This is a genomic window from Noviherbaspirillum sp., assembly GCF_035254865.1.
Classification (GTDB): Bacteria; Pseudomonadota; Gammaproteobacteria; order Burkholderiales; family Burkholderiaceae_D; genus Noviherbaspirillum.
The window spans coordinates 36618-53339 of record NZ_DATFAF010000021.1; the positions used below are offsets into that span (position 1 = coordinate 36618).

At 62.1% G+C, this 16722-nt stretch carries 16 protein-coding genes; 9 read left to right on the plus strand and 7 right to left on the minus strand.

Annotated elements, in window-relative coordinates:
* Positions 1–52 precede the first annotated feature (52 nt).
* Both VJ651_RS05765 and VJ651_RS05770 read left to right on the plus strand, forming a co-directional pair.
* Positions 53–229, plus strand: a complete 177-nt coding sequence (locus tag VJ651_RS05765) for a DUF6726 family protein (protein WP_324106549.1) — start codon at positions 53–55, stop codon at positions 227–229.
* Positions 230–282: 53 nt separating this feature from the next.
* Complete coding sequence (locus VJ651_RS05770; protein ID WP_136420130.1) at positions 283–495, plus strand: hypothetical protein; 213 nt, start codon at positions 283–285, stop codon at positions 493–495.
* 123 nt (positions 496–618) lie between these two features.
* Here the strand turns inward: VJ651_RS05770 and VJ651_RS05775 are convergent, their stop codons facing one another.
* Entirely contained in the window at positions 619–819 is a 201-nt protein-coding gene (locus VJ651_RS05775) for a hypothetical protein (RefSeq protein ID WP_136420129.1), read from the minus strand.
* Here VJ651_RS05775 and VJ651_RS05780 point away from each other — a divergent pair.
* From VJ651_RS05780 to VJ651_RS05795, 4 genes are all read left to right on the plus strand, one after another.
* Entirely contained in the window at positions 812–1036 is a 225-nt protein-coding gene (locus VJ651_RS05780; RefSeq protein ID WP_324106519.1) for a hypothetical protein, read from the plus strand. The two genes, VJ651_RS05775 and VJ651_RS05780, sit on opposite strands and share 8 nt — an antisense overlap.
* 141 nt (positions 1037–1177) lie before the next feature.
* Positions 1178–2491: a sorbosone dehydrogenase family protein gene (locus VJ651_RS05785; protein WP_324106520.1), complete on the plus strand. Its 1314-nt coding sequence runs from the start codon at positions 1178–1180 to the stop codon at positions 2489–2491.
* Positions 2491–2997 carry a hypothetical protein gene (locus VJ651_RS05790; RefSeq protein ID WP_324106521.1) on the plus strand — a complete coding sequence of 169 codons (507 nt, stop codon included), beginning with the start codon at positions 2491–2493 and terminating at the stop codon, positions 2995–2997. The genes VJ651_RS05785 and VJ651_RS05790 overlap by 1 nt, the downstream gene beginning before the upstream one ends.
* 91 nt (positions 2998–3088) lie before the next feature.
* Positions 3089–3625 (plus strand): flavin reductase family protein, encoded by a 537-nt coding sequence (locus VJ651_RS05795; protein ID WP_324106522.1) that lies wholly within the window; start codon positions 3089–3091, stop codon positions 3623–3625.
* A 55-nt stretch (positions 3626–3680) separates the two neighbouring features.
* Here VJ651_RS05795 and VJ651_RS05800 read toward each other — a convergent pair whose 3' ends face one another.
* From VJ651_RS05800 to VJ651_RS05820, 5 genes are all read right to left on the minus strand, one after another.
* A complete protein-coding gene (locus tag VJ651_RS05800; RefSeq protein ID WP_324106523.1) occupies positions 3681–5849 on the minus strand; it encodes an amylo-alpha-1,6-glucosidase in 2169 nt (722 codons plus the stop codon).
* A gap of 42 nt (positions 5850–5891) precedes the next feature.
* On the minus strand, positions 5892–6914 hold the full coding sequence (locus VJ651_RS05805) for a glycosyltransferase family 4 protein (protein WP_324106524.1): 1023 nt from the start codon (positions 6912–6914) through the stop codon (positions 5892–5894).
* Positions 6915–7281: 367 nt separating this feature from the next.
* Positions 7282–9462 (minus strand): DUF1631 family protein, encoded by a 2181-nt coding sequence (locus tag VJ651_RS05810; protein ID WP_324106525.1) that lies wholly within the window; start codon positions 9460–9462, stop codon positions 7282–7284.
* Positions 9463–9671: 209 nt separating this feature from the next.
* Positions 9672–10589, minus strand: a complete 918-nt coding sequence (locus VJ651_RS05815; protein WP_324106526.1) for a hypothetical protein — start codon at positions 10587–10589, stop codon at positions 9672–9674.
* 212 nt (positions 10590–10801) lie between these two features.
* Positions 10802–12658, minus strand: a complete 1857-nt coding sequence (locus VJ651_RS05820; RefSeq protein WP_324106527.1) for a phosphoenolpyruvate carboxykinase (GTP) — start codon at positions 12656–12658, stop codon at positions 10802–10804.
* Between the two features lie 350 nt (positions 12659–13008).
* Between VJ651_RS05820 and VJ651_RS05825 the strand changes: the two genes are divergently transcribed.
* From VJ651_RS05825 to VJ651_RS05835, 3 genes are all read left to right on the plus strand, one after another.
* Positions 13009–13995, plus strand: coding sequence for a D-2-hydroxyacid dehydrogenase family protein (locus VJ651_RS05825; protein ID WP_324106528.1), 987 nt, complete (start codon positions 13009–13011; stop codon positions 13993–13995).
* A 79-nt stretch (positions 13996–14074) separates the two neighbouring features.
* Positions 14075–15247: an MFS transporter gene (locus tag VJ651_RS05830; protein WP_324106529.1), complete on the plus strand. Its 1173-nt coding sequence runs from the start codon at positions 14075–14077 to the stop codon at positions 15245–15247.
* Positions 15235–15825 carry an MOSC domain-containing protein gene (locus VJ651_RS05835; RefSeq protein ID WP_324106530.1) on the plus strand — a complete coding sequence of 197 codons (591 nt, stop codon included), beginning with the start codon at positions 15235–15237 and terminating at the stop codon, positions 15823–15825. The genes VJ651_RS05830 and VJ651_RS05835 overlap by 13 nt, the downstream gene beginning before the upstream one ends.
* Here VJ651_RS05835 and VJ651_RS05840 read toward each other — a convergent pair.
* A complete protein-coding gene (locus VJ651_RS05840; protein WP_324106531.1) occupies positions 15782–16540 on the minus strand; it encodes an L-asparaginase in 759 nt (252 codons plus the stop codon). The genes VJ651_RS05835 and VJ651_RS05840 overlap by 44 nt on opposite strands.
* Positions 16541–16722 lie beyond the last annotated feature (182 nt).

The following is a 16722-nucleotide window of genomic DNA, read 5'->3' on the forward strand; positions in this document are numbered from 1 at the left end:
CGCAGCGTGCGTTCCGCCAAGTAACATCGTGGCTTTTGCTCTCCTCCGCATCATGACCAAATCCGCACTCGCCGCGCTGCTTGCACTGCTTACGACGGCAACTCTTTCCGGCTGCGGAGTGCTGGCAGCCCCCTGCCGCGTCGCCAGCGCCGCCATCAAGATTGTTCCGGTCGTCGGCCACGCCGCCGCCCTGCCCACCGACGCCTGCGCAGAGGTGATCGATCCCTGATAAGCTTGGCGCCACCTCGTCTTCCCCCTGCCACAACACCGGAGGAATTGCAGATGCGCCTTCTGATTTCGGCAACGGCAGTACTCGCGACAGTCTCGCTGTCGGCCTGCTCGTCGCAGCAACTCTACGGCGCAGGCCAGGGTTGGCAGCGACTCGAGTGCAACAAGATCAACGACGCAGCGGAGCGAAGCCGCTGCATGGCAAGCACCAGCGGCTCATATGAGGACTACAAGCGCCAAAGCGACGCGGTGAAGAGCGCAAAGTAGGACGGTCGCGGGACTTGCGCGATCTTCAACGCGGTGACGTGGCTTTCCCGCCATTTGCGGCAAAACCGTACCGCGGCCGCTCGCGCCGGCCGTGCCGCCCCACCCCACACCATCAAGCGCCGCTCACTCCTCGCGTGCGGCTCGCAGCGCTTCACCCGTTGCGGTGAGCCGGTAGAAGGATCTGCCGGGCACCGGCTCCACCAGGCCGGCGGAAACCAGGTTGTCGATGTCGTATGGATGCGATGGGGTCTTCTCCGTCAGCATCGTGCAAAACACGTTGAAATCAGCAAGAACCTCGGGACGAGGTTTGACCATAATGTTCATGGACGCCTCCTGGGATGTCGTCAAGAATGATGTTAGCCGGACGCGCGGCCAAGGGAAATCCTTTTGGCGCGGTCACTTCTCCCAGATCAAGAAATTTCCATCCGGCAGCGCCGACAAACCTTCCGAACCTGCGGATCCGGCGCAAGTCGAACAGGGATATTCCCAGGACGTTTGCATGTGGGCCTGCGTTGAGCAGACAAAACAATCGATCAATTGATTGTCCACGGAATACACGGAATACACGGAAAAAATGCAACACCAGTTCTTTCCGTGATGTTCGTGTGTTCCGTGGACAGAGCAGTGGTTTCATGTAAGCGCGCTGGAACATTCCCGCCACCTTCGGAAAACGGAGCCATTCATGCACAGACATATCGGCTTGCCGGCGCTTTTCTCGACGCTGCTTTCCCTCACCGCTTGCGCCGATACCGCGAAGCTGCCGGAATCCGCCGGTTTCGGCCCTGCGCCGAGCCTGCCGCCGCCGGTCACATCGGTGCTGCCCACCGTGCATATCGCCCCCGTCAAAGGCTGGAGCAATGGCGAGAAGCCGACCGCCGCACCCGGCTTCGCGGTGAGTGCGTTCGCGACAGGGCTTGATCATCCGCGCTGGCTGGCCGTCCTGCCCAATGGCGACGTCCTGGTGGCGGAAACCAACAAGCCGGCGAAGAAAGGCGATGGCGGCATTCGCGGCTGGGTCATGGGCATGGTGATGAAGCGCGCCGGCGCCGGCGTGCAGAGCGCCGACCGCATCACGCTGCTGCGCGATGCCGATGGCGACGGCGTGGCCGAGACGCGCAGCACTTTTCTCGCCGGCCTGCATTCGCCCTTCGGCATGACGCTGGTCGGTGACAGCCTGTACGTTGCCAATACCGATGCGCTGATGCGCTTCCCCTACCGCAGCGGACAGACGCAGATCACCGCGCCCGGCGTGAAGGTCGCCGACCTGCCGGCCGGCGAGATCAACCATCACTGGACCAAGAACGTCATCGCCAGCCGCGACGGCAAACGGCTGTACGTGACCGTCGGCTCCAACAGCAATGCGGGCGAGAACGGCATCGACAAGGAGGAAGGGCGCGCGGCCATCCACGAGATCGATCCTGCGACCGGCCGCTCGCGCCTGTTCGCCTCCGGCCTGCGCAATCCGGTCGGCCTCGCCTGGCAACCGCAAAGCGGCGCATTGTGGGTCGCCGTCAACGAACGCGACGAGCTCGGCAGCGACCTCGTGCCCGATTACATGACCGCGGTCAAGGAGGGCGCTTTCTACGGCTGGCCGTACAGCTATTACGGCCAGCACGTCGATGCACGGGTGAAGCCGCCCCGCCCCGACATGGTCGCCAAGGCGATCGTCCCCGACTACGCACTCGGCGCACACACCGCCTCGCTGGGCCTGACCTTCTATGAAGGCAACGCGCTGCCGAAACATTATGCCGGCGGCGCCTTCATCGGCCAGCACGGCTCCTGGAATCGCAAACCGCGCAGCGGCTACAAGGTGATCTTCGTGCCCTTCGCCGACGGCAAGCCGGCCGGCATGCCGGAAGAGATCCTCACCGGATTTGTCAATGCGCAGGGCGAGGCGCTGGGCCGGCCGGTCGGCGTCGCGGTCGACGGCAAGGGCGCGCTGCTGGTCGCGGACGACGTGGGCAATGTCGTGTGGCGCGTGACGGCAGCGCACTGATGAAAACGCTGCTGCGCCTGTCGGCCCACATTCACTTCCTGATCACCGCGCTCTTTGTCCTCGCGGCGCTGACGCTGCTCGCCATGGCCGTCAACACCGGGTTTCATGCGGTGCTGACCGACGGGCTGAACAGCGCCGGCGCGCAGGGTGTGATCGAAGCCATCGGACTTACCACGGTCGCGGTCGTCGCACTGCAGATCGCGCAGACCATTGGCGAGGAAGAAGTGATCCGTGAAGTCCACATGAGCGGCCCCACGCGGGCGCGCCGCTTCCTGTCGCGCTTCATGGTCGTGATCGTCGTCGCTGTCGCGATCGAGGGCCTGGTTGCCACGTTCAAGGCGAACCGCGAAGACCTTGCCTTGCTGCCCAACGCCGCCGCAATACTGATCGCGGTCGGTGTCCTGCTGGCCGGCTGGGGTCTGTTCATCCGCTTCAATCGTTACGCGGAGGAGCTTGAGCCGGAAGCGATGAAGCAGGCGAAACAGGAGGACAGCAAGCTGGAGTGATGCGATGGGTTTGACATGGCGCACAGGGCGCGATTGCACAGCCTTGCATGCATGAAACGCATCCTATAATGGATTGGGAGATTGCGCTGCCATGTCAAAGAAACCGTTCCCGCTGGCGAAGGTGTACACGCTGATCGAACCCGGCCCGGTCATCCTGCTGACGACCGCGAACGCCGAACAGATGAACGTGATGACCCTGTCCTGGAAAACCATGCTCGAGTTCGAGCCGCCCCTGATCGGCTGCGTCATCAGCAATCGCAACACCTCCTGCGATATGCTGATGTCGTCGCGCGAATGCGTCATCAACATTCCGACCGTCGATTTCGCAAAGCAGGTCGTCGGCATCGGCAACACGCACGGCGCAAAGATCGACAAGTTCCGGAGATTCAGCCTCACGCCCAGCTCCGCCGAATGCGTGAACGCGCCCTTGATCGACGAGTGCTTCGCGAGCCTGGAGTGCCGCCTTGCCGACAAAAGCATGGTGCCGAAATACGGCTTCTTTGTTCTTGAAGTCGTAAAGGCATGGGTGGATCGCACAGTGAAGAATCCCCGCACCCTGCACCACCGGGGCTACGGCAGTTTCATGATTGCGGGGGAAACCATCAAGTTGCGCTCGAAGATGATGTAAGGATGTAAGGGCGCTTGTGCCGGAATCAGACACAAGCATCCTGCGCAGACATCGACTACGCCACCGCCACCACCTCCACATTGCCTTCCTTGCGGATCACATTCACGCCCACATTGTTCGGATAGCGCTGCAGCAGCAGGTCGACCGTCGCGCCGTTGATCGACAGGTCGTGGATTTCCACCGTCTCCAGGAAGGGCGGCAGTTGCGGATGGCGGAAACGGATTTCCGGCTTGTGCGGGTCGAAGGACAGTCCGAGGCAGGCTTGCAGCAGCGAGAACACGCTGGCCGCCGCCCAGGCTTGCGGCGAGCAGGCCACCGGGTAGAGAGTGGGCCCTTCGTCCGGACGCTTTTCAAAGCCGCAGAACAGTTCCGGCATGCGGTTCTGATCCATGTACAAGCTGGCCGAGCGCAAGCCGGTGAAGACTGCCATCGCCTTCGCGGTGAAGCCGTAGCGCGCCATGCCTTCGGCGATGAGCGCGTTGTCATGCGGCCAGACCGAGCCGTTGTGGTAGGCCATCGGGTTGTAGCGCACTTCCTTCGTCGGAATCGTGCGGATGCCCCAGCCGCAGAAGAATTCCTCGCTCAGCAACTGGTCCGCGATGCGCGCCGCGTATTCCGGCGTGGCGATGCCGCTCCACAAGGTGTGGCCGGCGTTGGAGGAGGCCACTTCGCATTGCTGCTTCTCGCCGTCGAGCGCGAGCGCGTAGGTGCCGATGCGTTCACACCAGAAAGCCTCATTGAAATTCTTCTTCAGCAGCATGGCGGCATCGTGCAGTTTCTTCGCCAGCGCGTGGTCGCCGAGCAGCCTCGCCAGCTCGGCCGCGCGCAGCTTCGCTTCATACACATAGCCCTGCACTTCGCACAAGGCGATCGGCGCATCCGCCAGGCGGCCATCGGCGTGGAACACCGAGTCCTGCGAATCCTTCCAGCCCTGTTGCGCGAGCCCGGTTTCGCTGTAGCGCGCGTACTCGACGAAGCCGTCGCCGTCGCGGTCGCCGTAATGGTCGATCCAGTGCAGCGCGCGCAGGATGTTGTCCCAGATGCTGCGGATGAAGTCGAGATCGCCGGTGCGTTCGTAATAGGCGCCGGCGAGTCCGACGAACAGCGGCGTCGCATCCACCGTGCCGTAGTAGCGCCCGAACGGGATTTCATTCAGTGCGGCCAGTTCGCCGTTGCGTGCTTCGTGCAGGATCTTGCCCGGTTCGGCGTCGCGCTCGGGATCGAGTTCGGTCGCCTGCGTGGCCGCGAGAAAGGTCAGCACGCCCTTCGCCAGGCAGGGATCGATCCACAGGTATTCGCGCGCGGTGAGAATGCCGTCGCGGCCGAAGGTGGTGGAATACCAGGGCAGACCCGCGTAGGGGTAGTCGCCTTCCTTCCGGCTCGTGGTCAGCATCACTAGGTCGGCGGTCGAACGATCGAGCCAGTTGTTGAACAGCGGGTCGGAAGTGACGACCTTGCAGCGGCCCTGCAGCGAGCAACTGACCGTGTGGTTGACCTGGGTGAAGGCGGTGAAGTAATCGGTCGGCGGCGGGCGCTGCTGGTCATTGTGCTCGCAACTGATGGTCACGTATAGATGCACCTCGGCCTTGGGCTCCAGCGCAATGTCAAAATCAGCCTGCCGCGCGGTCAGCTTTTTCGGAACGGGGTCGCAGTGGATGCGTGTCCTGCGCACTTGCTTGTCGAGGCCGCGATAGCCGAGCAGCAGTTCCTGATCGGTGGTTTGCGGCGTCAGGTATTCGCCGCGCTTTTCGCGCTTGAAGCCGCGCACCTCGAAGATGTCCTTGTAATCCGCGCCGAACTCCATCGACACCGTCGCTTCGATCGGCGTGAGGCCGAAGTTGACGATGCGGATATGCTCGTAGCAGGTGCCATCGAGCAGCAGCTTGCCACGGAAGATATGCAGTTCGCCTTTCGGAATGTGTTTCTTCCCGGCGGGATAGAGGTCGGGGTTCATCAGCTCGACGATGAACAGCCCGTTGTCGTCGCGCACCGTCGAATTCAGATGCATCGGCCGCACGCCTTCGATCAGCAACTCCTGCTGCGAAAGGAAGCAGGTGTCGCCGTCGTAGATGCCTTCTTCGCCCAGGCCCATCGGCTGCACATCGCCGAAGCGGTCGAACATGGCGAAGGTATCGTTGTGCTTGAGCACGCGCCGGCGTTCATCGGCCGGCGAAGAGGTGGCGAGGATATACCATTGCTCGCCGAGTTGAATTTTTTCAACCATTGCGTTTCCCGTTCGCTTGCGTGTTTCGTTGGTCTTGTTCCGCTAGCCCAGCATCCGCCGGTAGACGCGCAGATAATTCTCCGCCATGTGCGTGGCGGTAAAGCGCCGGTCGAAGGCTTCGCGGCAGCCTTTCCTGTCGATCGCATCAATGTTTTTCGCCGCGCGCACTGCTTCGTCCTGGTTCGTCACGACAAAGCCGGTGACGCCGTCTTCCATGATCTCCGGCACAGAACCGTTGCGATAAGCGATCACTGGTGTGCCACAGGAAAAGGCTTCGATCATGACCAGGCCGAATGGTTCGGGCCAGTCGATCGGAAACAGCAGGGCGCGCGCGTGCTCCAGCAACTCGCGCTTTTCGCGCTGATTGACCTCGCCGACGAATTGCACCAGGGGATCACGCAGCAGCGGTTTGATGCATGCATTGAAGTAGGGCTCGTCGGCCTTGTCGATCTTGGCGCCGATGTAGACCGGCACGCCGCACTGCTTGGCGATATCGATGGCGCGATCGACCCGTTTTTCCTGGGAAATGCGGCCGATGAAGACGAAGTAGTCGCCTGGGCTTTCCTGGAATGAATGCAGGTCCGATGGCAAGCCGTGATACACGGTTTCGCACCAGTTGGCCTCGGGCAAGGGTGTGCGCTGGTGATTCGAAATGGACACCAGCGGCACATCATGGAAGTGCCGGTACAGCGGCTGCAGTTCCGGCAGATCCTGTCTCCCGTGCAAGGTCGTGACATACGGCCTGCCCAGGCTCTTGGCCAGTGGAAAATGCAGGTAGTCGGTGTGAAAGTGAATCACATCAAAACTGTCGGCCAGCTCGGAAACCTGATCCATCTGGATGATATGGTAGGCCAGCCAGGCCGGGCGCAACACATCGGGACGCAGGCTTTCTGCAATGGGAGAAACGAGGCGCGCCGCGGTCTCGGAATCGCCGGACGCAAACAAGGTGACTTCATGTCCCTGCTTGACCAGTTCCTCCGTGAGGTAGGAAATGACGCGTTCCGTGCCGCCATAGGCTTTCGGCGGCACACTCTCAAAGATGGGGGATACTTGGGCTATCTTCATGCGCCAGTCGAACTCCGTGCAAGGAGTCCAGGTAGTTGAAGGGAGGTGAAGCAGGACATCAAACAAATCTGACAACGTTTCGGCCGATTTGTGCCCGGTTTTTTGTGCGGTTGCGGAAATGGATGACGCGGCGCGAAATGCGGCAAGGCATTGCGCGCGCTTCCAGGCGAAAGCCGACTCGGTGAAGCGGATGGGAACAGGCCTTTGTAGCCTTAAGCGAGACTTGGCAAGCCTAACAGGCTGTTGAAAAACTACTGCGCGGGCCGATCCTGGGGCCTGCGGTGCTCTGCGTACAGGTGTACGCGTGCGCTCCTCGGTTCCAGTCTCGGCCCGCTCGCTACGTTTTTCAACAGCCTGCTAAGCGGTCTTATGCCGCCGATTGCGCGTCGTCATTACCCGCGGTATCGATGCCGAGCGCCGCGGTCAGCGCGCCATTGATCAGGCCGGCAACCGACAGGATGCGCGCGCGCTGCGTGCGCAAGCTTTGCGCGAGTTCTTCAGCCGACATCGACAGGGCTTCCTGGCGGTCGCGGGTGGCAAATATGAAGAGGCTGCCCATCGGACTGACCCATGCCAGCTTGACTTTCATCGCCACGCTGTTGAGCCGCCTGAATTCAACCCAGGTGCCGCGCTGCAGTCCTGCGACCTGTTCGTCGAATTCGTCGAGTTGCGGTTCCGGCTTCTGCCGTGCTTGCCGCATGAGGCGGCGTTCCGCTGCGCGCTTGGCGACCTGCAGAGCGATCTGCATCTGCCGTTCCGGCGACAGTTCGAGCGGCGCGCGCACGATGGACGCATGGCAGCGCGCGAGTTCGGCGAAGAAGCGTGTGCGCTCGGCCTCATCCCACTTGATCAGGTCCAGCCATTTGTTCAGCATCGCCAGCATCGGCGGCAGCTTGGCCAGCAATTCCTTGCGCTCGGCCATGGTGATCTTGGGCTTGACGCTCCAGCACAGGTCGTCCATGGTCTTGATCGCGCTGTCGACGGCTTCCGGCTTTTCTTCCTTGACCGTGTAGGCCAGCGTCAGCACCGGCACCCACTTGTCTTCCAGGAAGGTTTCCACGAAAGCGACGACTTCACCGGTGCCGATGCGCAGCGCCACTTCATGCTTGGCGGCCTTGGCGGCCTGCTGCAGTTTTTCCTGCTGCAAGGCATGGGAAATCGTGTTTGACAGCGTTTGCGCGGTGGCGGTTTCTTCGCGATTGATGAAGGCTTCGAGGCTGCCGGCCACATCGGCGAAAACGGAAATCCGGTGGTCGGCTTCCTGCAGGATGCGTTGCACGCTGCGCTGGACAAGCAGGTAGAGCGGATCGCTGCTGCCCTTCGTCGCATCCCAGCCGACGCTGATCCTGGCCAGCAGCTCGATGCTGCGCCGCGCCGGGAACGATTCCTTGAAGAAGAAATCCTTGTTGATCAAGGCCGCCTTCAAGGCGGGCACTTGCAACTGCGCGATCAATTCCTTCATCTCGGCGGGAATGTTCTTGTTCTCGAACAGCACGTCGAACACCTTGGCGACCAGCTCGAAGGTATGTTCATCCGTCGGGCTGAGCATGCCATGCGGCATGCGGCGCTTCATTTCGTCGAGCGTGGCGAGATTCGGCTGTTCGGCGCCGGCGACGGGCGAACGCATTTCCGATTCCGCCTGTTGCAGGCTGCTCAGGTATTCGAGCAATTCATTGCGCGCGGCCGCCGCATGCACGGCCTCTTCCTGGAACAGCACCGGAAAGGCGTCGTCCAGCGGACGGCTGCTGCTTTTCGCGACAACAGGTTCTTCGGGCGGGAACAGGCGGCGCAGTTGCTGCGTCAGCGCATCTTCTTCTACCGGCTCTTCCTGCGCCGCTGCCTTGATTGGCACGGCAGCTTCAGGCTGGGAGGATTGCGCCAGGGTCGGAACAATGCCGCGCTTGATCAGGGCCGAGTTGATCGCATGCAGGATCGGCGCCATGTCGAAGGACAGCTTGGGCTGCAACAGCGGGAATACCAGGTGATGAAGGCTGCGGTCGGGCTGGAATTCGCACCAGGCGTCGTGGATCACCGACAGGAAAACATGCGGGCGGAACGGGTTGTGCGCATTGTTCAGCTGCTCGCGGCCTAGCAGGCGTGCCAGCCGGGTATTCAGTGCGGCCATCCGCTCGCTGTGTTCGCTTTCGATGGAACGGCCGGCCTTGATCAGGCACAGCTTCTTGTCGATCTCCATGTCCGGCGGCAAGGTGCTGGGTGCGACGACCGGTGCATGGCGTGCCTCGGCGGCGTTCTCCAGCGCTTGCACTTCTTGCTGCAGGGCCGCGGCCAGGCGCGAGGACACTACGAAGAAAAACGGGTAGCGGTTCTGCTTGAGCAGGTTGGCGGCATCCAGATGAAGCTTGGCCTCGGTCCGGTCGACGCACGCCTGCGACACGCGCAGCAAGGCATCCGACAGGCGCTCCGTAAATCCTTCAATCTGCGCATTGGCGACAGTGGAAGCGATTTCGACGAGCTCCTGCAGGATCTCGGTCCGCATCTCTGCGGGAACCGGGTTGGCGCGGGCGTCTTCAGACGAGGGGGATGCCATTTCCTTGCTGCTTAAATGTAGGTTAACGAGCGGACCGCAATATTGAAGGATTTTTTCGCGCGGTGCAGATCTTCAGTCGAATTCTGCCACCCGGAAAAAACAATTCTAATGATGCGGGACAGTCATCTTATTTTCCCACAATATTGCCGTACGGCAAGATTTATTTTGTAATGAATCGTTACGCCATTAGCTGAATTGCAAGAATTCGCTTAATGGCGCGGCTGCAGTCCCCAGTCGTTGACGAAATGCTGCACGTTGCCGGCCCCGCGTTCGGTCACCAGCAGACTGCCGGGACCGAATGCCGAGGCAGTCAGCAAGCTGACCGACGTCGGCTGCGAAAAGCCGGCGCGATGCAACTCATGGCCCTGCTCGCTGATATGCACGATGCGTCCGCCCAAGTATTCCGCCAGCACCGCGCCGCCATTCACCAGCGCGAAATCGTCCAGGAAGGCCAGAGAGTTGTACAGCGAGACCTGATTGCCGAGTCCGCCCGCTCCGAGGTCGTAGCGCAGCAATTGCGACACGCCCACATAGCTGAACGGGTTGACCGTGACGTACAGCTTGCCGCCGGCATAGCGCAGCCCGTTCGGCTTGCAGGCGAAGAAACGGTGGAAGGTGGTCTGGCTGGCGATCGTATAGGCGCTGGCAAGGGTGATCTTCTGTATCGTCCCGGGCAGGAGCGGCCAACCGCTATCGGCGGCATAGAGATTGCCGCTGGCATCGGCCGCCAGCCCGTTCGGCAGCGCCATGCCATGCAGTTCGCCGACTTCCGTCAACTGCGGCGCCGGCTGGAAGATGTCGAGGCCGAACAAATGCTTCTTCGCCAGCGGATTCAGCGAGTCCTCGGTGCAGGCGGTATAGACCATGCCGGCGCTCTCGGTGATGCCGAGGAAATAGCAGGAGCGGGCGGATCCGTCCCGGAAGCGGACCGGCAGGGGCGTCTTGCTCCAGCCGCTGCTGCCCAGCGTGATTTCGTAAAACGCCCCCTGCGAGGAGGCGAACAGACGCTGGTTGCTGGTTTGCAGCGTGTTTTCGGCATTGCTGACATTGGTCGCGACCAGTTCGGCGTGCGCCAGGACGGACGCGAACAGCAGCGAGGCGAAGCCGAGGAATCCGGATGTTTTCATGTTGTCTCCCGTGTGGATTGGATTTTCCCGTGCCGTTATTGCATTTTTATTAACGGTGGAAATCGATCTTATTGGGGGACAAGGTGCTTGGAAATGCCGATGAAGAAAGCTTCTAATTGATTCCTGCCCGCAAGGCAAAAAAACAGCGCGTGCAGGTCGCCCTGCCGCGCTGTTCCTGTCCTGCCGCTTCAGCGGAAGATGGCTGTTTCGGCTTAGGCCGCCAGCCGCTTCTCCAGCTGCTCCTTGGCGGCTGCCAATTCCTTCGGCAAGTGATACTTCAGCTTGTCGAACAGTTCGGCATGCAGCTTGAGTTCCGCTTCCCATGCCGCCTTGTCGATCGAAGTGATCGTGTTGAACTGCTCCTGCGAGAACGCGAGGCCGTCCCACTTCAGGTCTTCGTAACGCGGCGAGATGCCGAAGATGTTCTCGACGCCGCCCGCCGTGCCTGCCAGGCGGTCCAGCATCCACTTCAGCACGCGCATGTTGTCGCCGAAGCCCGGCCATACGAACTTGCCGTTTTCATCGGTGCGGAACCAGTTCACGCAGTAGATCTTCGGCAGCTCTGCGGGCGACGCGGCGATCTTCTTGCCCATGTCGAGCCAGTGCTGGAAGTAGTCGCTCATGTTGTAGCCGGTGAACGGCAGCATCGCGAACGGATCGCGCCGCACCACGCCCATCTGGCCGGCTGCGGCAGCAGTGGTTTCGGAGCCCATGGTCGCGGCCATGTACACGCCTTCTACCCAGTTGCGGGCTTCGGTCACCAGCGGCACGGTCGTCGAGCGGCGGCCGCCGAAGATGAAGGCCGAGATCGGCACGCCGGCCGGATCGTCCCAGGCCGGGTCGATTACCGGATTCTGGGTCGCGGCGACGGTGAAGCGCGCATTCGGATGCGCCGCCTTGCGGCCGGTTTCCTTGCCGATTTCCGGCGTCCAGTCCTTGCCCTGCCAGTCGATCGCGTGTGCCGGCGGTTCCTTCGTCATGCCTTCCCACCATACATCGCCGTCGTCGGTCAGTGCGACGTTGGTGAAGATGGTGTTCGCCGTCAGCGAGGCCATGCAGTTGGAGTTGGTTGCGGTGTTGGTGCCCGGCGCGACGCCGAAGTAACCCGCTTCCGGATTGATCGCGTACAGGCGGCCGTCGGCGCCCGGCTTGATCCAGGCGATGTCGTCGCCGATGGTGGTGACCTTCCAGCCATTGAAGGCAGCCGGCGGGATCATCATCGAGAAGTTGGTCTTGCCGCAGGCCGACGGGAAAGCGGCCGCCACATAATGCTTCTTGCCTTCGGGCGATTCGACGCCGAGGATCAGCATGTGTTCGGCCAGCCAGCCCTGCTCGCGGCCCATGTTGGAGGCGATGCGCAGCGCGAAGCACTTCTTGCCCAGCAGCGCGTTGCCGCCGTAGCCGGAGCCGAAGGACCAGATTTCGCGGGTTTCCGGATAGTGCACGATGTACTTGGTCGAATTGCACGGCCAGGCGACATCCTGCTCGCCCGCAGCCAGCGGCTTGCCGACCGAGTGCACGCAAGGCACGAACTCGCCATGGGCGCCCAGCACGTCGAACACGGCCTTGCCCATGCGCGTCATGATGCGCATGTTGGCGGCGACGTAGGGGGAATCGGACAGTTCGACGCCGATGTGCGCGATCGGCGAACCCAGCGGACCCATCGAGAACGGCACCACATACATGGTGCGGCCGCGCATGCAGCCGTCGAACAGCGCGTTCAGCGTGATGCGCATTTCGGCGGGGGCGACCCAGTTGTTGGTCGGGCCGGCGTCTTCCTGCTTGGCCGAGCAGATAAAGGTGCGGTCTTCGACGCGCGCCACGTCCGACGGGTCGGAGCAGGCCAGGTAGCTGTTCGGGCGCTTGGCCTCGTTCAGCCGCTTCATGGTGCCGGCGGCGACCATTTCCGCGCACAGGCGATCGTATTCTTCCTGCGAGCCGTCACACCAGTGAATGCGGTCCGGCTTGGTCAGGGCGGCAATTTCGGCCACCCAGCTGATCAGCTTGCGCTGTTTGACGTAAGTTGGCGCGTTCAAAGCTGCGATACCTCCCATAACGGGCTGATTCATAAACTACCTCCATTGCCAATTAAGAATTCTGTCTTGTCCTTGTGCGGCAGGATCGTCGTCAGCTTTTGGCTCGGCTAGTTGTCTCACGCTAGCGGTACGGCGGTCTTGTCGAAGGCGGTCGGGTAGTGACCGCATAACCCGAAAAATGGAATAATGCCCGGGCCGGTAGGCCTGCAAATTTCACCAAAATTTTCAGAAAATAAGTCGCCGATTGTACACGGCGTGCGTACGTAACTCAATGATTCTCAAGAAATTGTAGTAATAATTGTTGACTAATGTAGTATGCCATTTTGATGCTCCCGGTTAACGTCGTTTTTTTACGAAATCCTTCTATTGATTGAAAAATTCGTATGAAAGTTGCGATTCTTGACGACTATCAGGACTGTGTACGGAATCTGGACTGTTTTTCCTTGCTCGCAGGCCACGAAGTCCAGATTTTCACGAATAGTGCCCGTGGCATCGGGCAACTCGCGGTCCGGCTGACGGAGTTCGATGCGCTGGTCCTGATCCGCGAGCGCACCCGCCTGTCGGCTGCTCTGCTCAACAAGCTGCCGAAGCTGAAATTGATTTCCCAGACCGGCAAGGTCAGCGGCCACGTCGATGTGCAGGCGGCCACCGAGCGCGGCATCACCATCGTGGAAGGCGTGGGCGATCCGACCGCGCCGGCCGAACTCACCTGGGCGCTGATCATGGCGGCCTCGCGCAAGATCCCGCAGTACGCCGCCAATCTGCGCGACGGCCTGTGGCAGACCGCGTCCATCAATCCCGAGCTGAACACGCTGGGGCGCGTGCTCAAGGGCCGCACGCTCGGCATCTGGGGTTACGGCCGCATCGGCCGGCTGGTGGCCGGCTACGCCAAGGCGTTCGGCATGCAGGTGATGGTCTGGGGGAGCGAAGCCAGCCGGGCAGCGGCAAGCAGTCACGGTCATGCGGCCGCGCCGAGCCGCGAACGCTTTTTCGAGCAAGCCGATGTCCTGACCCTGCATCTGCGCCTCTCCGATGCCACGCGCAACCTCGTCACCGAGGCCGACCTGGCGCGCATGAAGCCCGATGCCCTGTTCGTCAATACCAGCCGCGCCGAACTGGTGGCGGCCGGTGCGCTGGAGGCGGCGCTGCAGCGCGGCCGGCCCGGCTTTGCCGCGCTCGACGTGTTCGAAAGCGAACCCCTGCCCGCCGATGCGCCGCTGCTGCGCATTCCCACCGTGCTGGCGACGCCGCACCTGGGCTACGTGGAGAAGGACAGTTACGAGTTGTACTTCCGCGCGGCGTTCCAGAACGTGGTCGACTTCGCCAACGGCACGCCGAAGAACGTGCTGAATCCGCAGGCACCGCGCTGATTCCCGTCGAAGCCGGAAGCCGGCTTCAGCACGGTCGTTCGTCTTTCGCTACACTGGAGGGTTCTATTTCGGAGCCTCCATGCAACCCAGATTGTGGTCACTTACTCTCGGCAACTTCGCCATCGGCACCGGCGTCATGATCGTGCCGGGCATGCTCAATGAATTGAGCGCCGACCTTGCCATCGCCCCGGCGCGGGTCGGCATGCTGATTTCCGCTTTCGCCATGACGATCTGCATCACCGGGCCGTTTCTCGCGAGCTGGACCAGCGCGATCGACCGCCGCAAGCTGCTGGTCGCCTCGCTGTTGCTGTATGCGGTGATGCACCTGGTCGCCGCCTTCGCGCCGGAGTACGGCACGCTGCTCGTCGCTCGCATGGTCACCGCCATCGGCGCCGCGATTTTCACCGCGCAGGCGGCCGCCACCGCCGGACTGATGGTGCCGCCGGAGACGCGTGGCAAGGCGATCGGGCTGGTGTTCCTCGGCTGGTCGATTGCCGCCGTGGTCGGCACGCCGATGGGCGCCTTCCTCGGCGCGCATATCGGCTGGCGTCCGACCATGGCAATGGTCGGACTGCTCGCCGCACTGTTCGCGGCAGGCGTCTGGAAGCAGATCCCGTCCGGACTGTTCATCGCGCCGATGGATCGCGCGGCATGGAAAGCGCTGTTCGCGAATACCCCCTTGCTGCTGGCCATTTCGGTGACGGCCATCCAGGCGCTCGGCATGTTCACCGTGTTTTCCTACATGGCTCTGCTGCTGAAGGATTTCATCGGCGCCACGCCGACCGTCATCAGTTTGCTGTTTCTCTGTTTCGGTATCACCGGCGTGACCGGCAATGTGATCGGCGCGCGCGTCATGGACCGCGTTGGTCCGGTGCGCGTCGGCGTCGCCGCGATGGGTTGCATGCTCACGGCCATCGTCCTGTGGCCGCTCACGCGCGGCTCGCTGCCGGTGACTGTCGTCGTCATTTTGATCTGGGGCCTGGGCTGTTTCGCCGTCAACGGCGCGCAGCAGGCGCGGCTGGTATCGATGGCGCCGCAACTGGCGTCGGCCTCGGTATCGATGAATTCGTCCGCGATCTACCTGGGGCAGGCGACCGGCGCTTTCATCGGCGGCCTGATCGTATCGACCCAGGGAACGGCCAACCTGTCCTTCTTCGGTGCGCTGCCGATGGCGGCAGGCATCGCGGTTTCGCTGTTCGCGGCCAATCTCTCGAAACGGAAGCATCTCGCGGAAGTCGCATGCAAGTGCTGAGCGTCAACCTCGGGACGATAGGCGAACTGTTCGTTGCGCAGTCGGATCGCACGCGCCGCATCGTCAGCGGTATCCACAAGCAGGCGGTGCAAGGACCGCAACAGCTGAAGAAACTCGGCTTTGTCGGCGACGAGCAGGCCGACCTCAGCGTGCACGGCGGATTGAACAAGGCGGTGTATGCCTATCCATCGGAACACTATCCATTCTGGCAAGCGCAGCGCCTTGCCGCGTTGAAGCGCGACGAGCCGCTGCCGCCCGGCTCCATGGGCGAGAACCTGACCCTGCAGGGAGTGCGGGAATCGGATGTGTGCATGGGCGATCGCCTGCGCATCGGCACGGCGCTGCTGGAGGTGACGGAACCGCGCCAGCCCTGCTACAAGTTCAATGCACGGATGGATTTTGCGCACGCGGCGAAGATGATGGTGCAAGCCGGGATTACCGGCTTTTACCTGCGCGTGGTCGAACCCGGCGAATTGCAGGCCGGCGATGCGGTAACCCTGATCGCCGGCCCGCGCGAGACGTCGATCGCGCGGATCAACGAGCGACGCCGGACGGGGCGTCAGCGGGATCTGTTTTAAAGCGCATGCTCACCAGCGCGCTGCCGCCGGTCCACATGCGCGTCCAGCCCGGAGGCCAGGGCAGCGACGGTCCGGCATAGGCGGGCACGCCGCGCCGTACCGGAATGACCGGCAGATGATCCGGCACCCGGCCGTCGCGCACATCCCAGCCCAGCGTGTAGGCATAGTTCGGCAGCAAGGCCTCGCAAATCTCATCGAACCACTTCGTGTGGTCTTCATCTCGGCTCAAGGCCTGTGCCAATCCCTGCGGATCGAACTGCGCGAGCGAACGCACCAGTTCCTTCGCCGTGGCGGCGGGCTGGTCGCCCCAGCCGAGGATGGGATTGAAGTTGTAATCCGCGCCGGAGCCATACCAGCCTTCACGCCAGGGGCGATCCATCCAGTTGCGCCGGCCGGTGAACAGATGCCAGCGCCAGTGCAAGCCCGAGGGCTTCGGCCAGCTGTAGAGGTACAAGCGCTGATAGCCGGCGCGATGCAGTTCGCGCACCATCGCCATCAGCCGCGCATGCGGCATGCGGTCGGGCGGGTCGCGCCGGAAGTGGATCGGTTCGCCGTCCGCGTGCTGCAGATCGTCATGCGACAAATTCAGATCGAGGCTGCGCACTTCATCGCCGAAGCGCGCAGACACCCAGCCGGTCAGCAGATTGACCGAGGTGATGACGCCATAGCCGCGAAAGCGATGGAAGATGACAGTGCCGGGTGCAACGGGTTTCATGAGCAAATAAGGAAGCGATAAAACAAAACGATGCTGCTGATTTCAAAACGATATTCGACGCGTCCTTCGACGTATGCGAGGCCCGTTTGTCGGACGCGAATTCAGCACACTGTAAACGATTCGTGCCGACAAAGCATCCCCAAATCATGCCGCGTCGCGCCATGTTTTTTTCGTCGAATTTC

What these genes read in the sequence shown, in the direction of transcription:
- VJ651_RS05765 (WP_324106549.1), top strand. Translation starts at nt 53, where the DNA reads ATGACCAAATCCGCACTCGCCGCGCTGCTTGCACTGCTTACGACGGCA.
- VJ651_RS05770 (WP_136420130.1), top strand. Translation starts at nt 283, where the DNA reads ATGCGCCTTCTGATTTCGGCAACGGCAGTACTCGCGACAGTCTCGCTG.
- VJ651_RS05780 (WP_324106519.1), top strand. Translation starts at nt 812, where the DNA reads ATGTTCATGGACGCCTCCTGGGATGTCGTCAAGAATGATGTTAGCCGG.
- VJ651_RS05775 (WP_136420129.1), bottom strand. Translation starts at nt 819, where the DNA reads ATGAACATTATGGTCAAACCTCGTCCCGAGGTTCTTGCTGATTTCAAC.
- VJ651_RS05785 (WP_324106520.1), top strand. Translation starts at nt 1,178, where the DNA reads ATGCACAGACATATCGGCTTGCCGGCGCTTTTCTCGACGCTGCTTTCC.
- VJ651_RS05790 (WP_324106521.1), top strand. Translation starts at nt 2,491, where the DNA reads ATGAAAACGCTGCTGCGCCTGTCGGCCCACATTCACTTCCTGATCACC.
- VJ651_RS05795 (WP_324106522.1), top strand. Translation starts at nt 3,089, where the DNA reads ATGTCAAAGAAACCGTTCCCGCTGGCGAAGGTGTACACGCTGATCGAA.
- VJ651_RS05800 (WP_324106523.1), bottom strand. Translation starts at nt 5,849, where the DNA reads ATGGTTGAAAAAATTCAACTCGGCGAGCAATGGTATATCCTCGCCACC.
- VJ651_RS05805 (WP_324106524.1), bottom strand. Translation starts at nt 6,914, where the DNA reads ATGAAGATAGCCCAAGTATCCCCCATCTTTGAGAGTGTGCCGCCGAAA.
- VJ651_RS05810 (WP_324106525.1), bottom strand. Translation starts at nt 9,462, where the DNA reads ATGGCATCCCCCTCGTCTGAAGACGCCCGCGCCAACCCGGTTCCCGCA.
- VJ651_RS05815 (WP_324106526.1), bottom strand. Translation starts at nt 10,589, where the DNA reads ATGAAAACATCCGGATTCCTCGGCTTCGCCTCGCTGCTGTTCGCGTCC.
- VJ651_RS05820 (WP_324106527.1), bottom strand. Translation starts at nt 12,658, where the DNA reads ATGAATCAGCCCGTTATGGGAGGTATCGCAGCTTTGAACGCGCCAACT.
- VJ651_RS05825 (WP_324106528.1), top strand. Translation starts at nt 13,009, where the DNA reads ATGAAAGTTGCGATTCTTGACGACTATCAGGACTGTGTACGGAATCTG.
- VJ651_RS05830 (WP_324106529.1), top strand. Translation starts at nt 14,075, where the DNA reads ATGCAACCCAGATTGTGGTCACTTACTCTCGGCAACTTCGCCATCGGC.
- VJ651_RS05835 (WP_324106530.1), top strand. Translation starts at nt 15,235, where the DNA reads ATGCAAGTGCTGAGCGTCAACCTCGGGACGATAGGCGAACTGTTCGTT.
- VJ651_RS05840 (WP_324106531.1), bottom strand. Translation starts at nt 16,540, where the DNA reads ATGAAACCCGTTGCACCCGGCACTGTCATCTTCCATCGCTTTCGCGGC.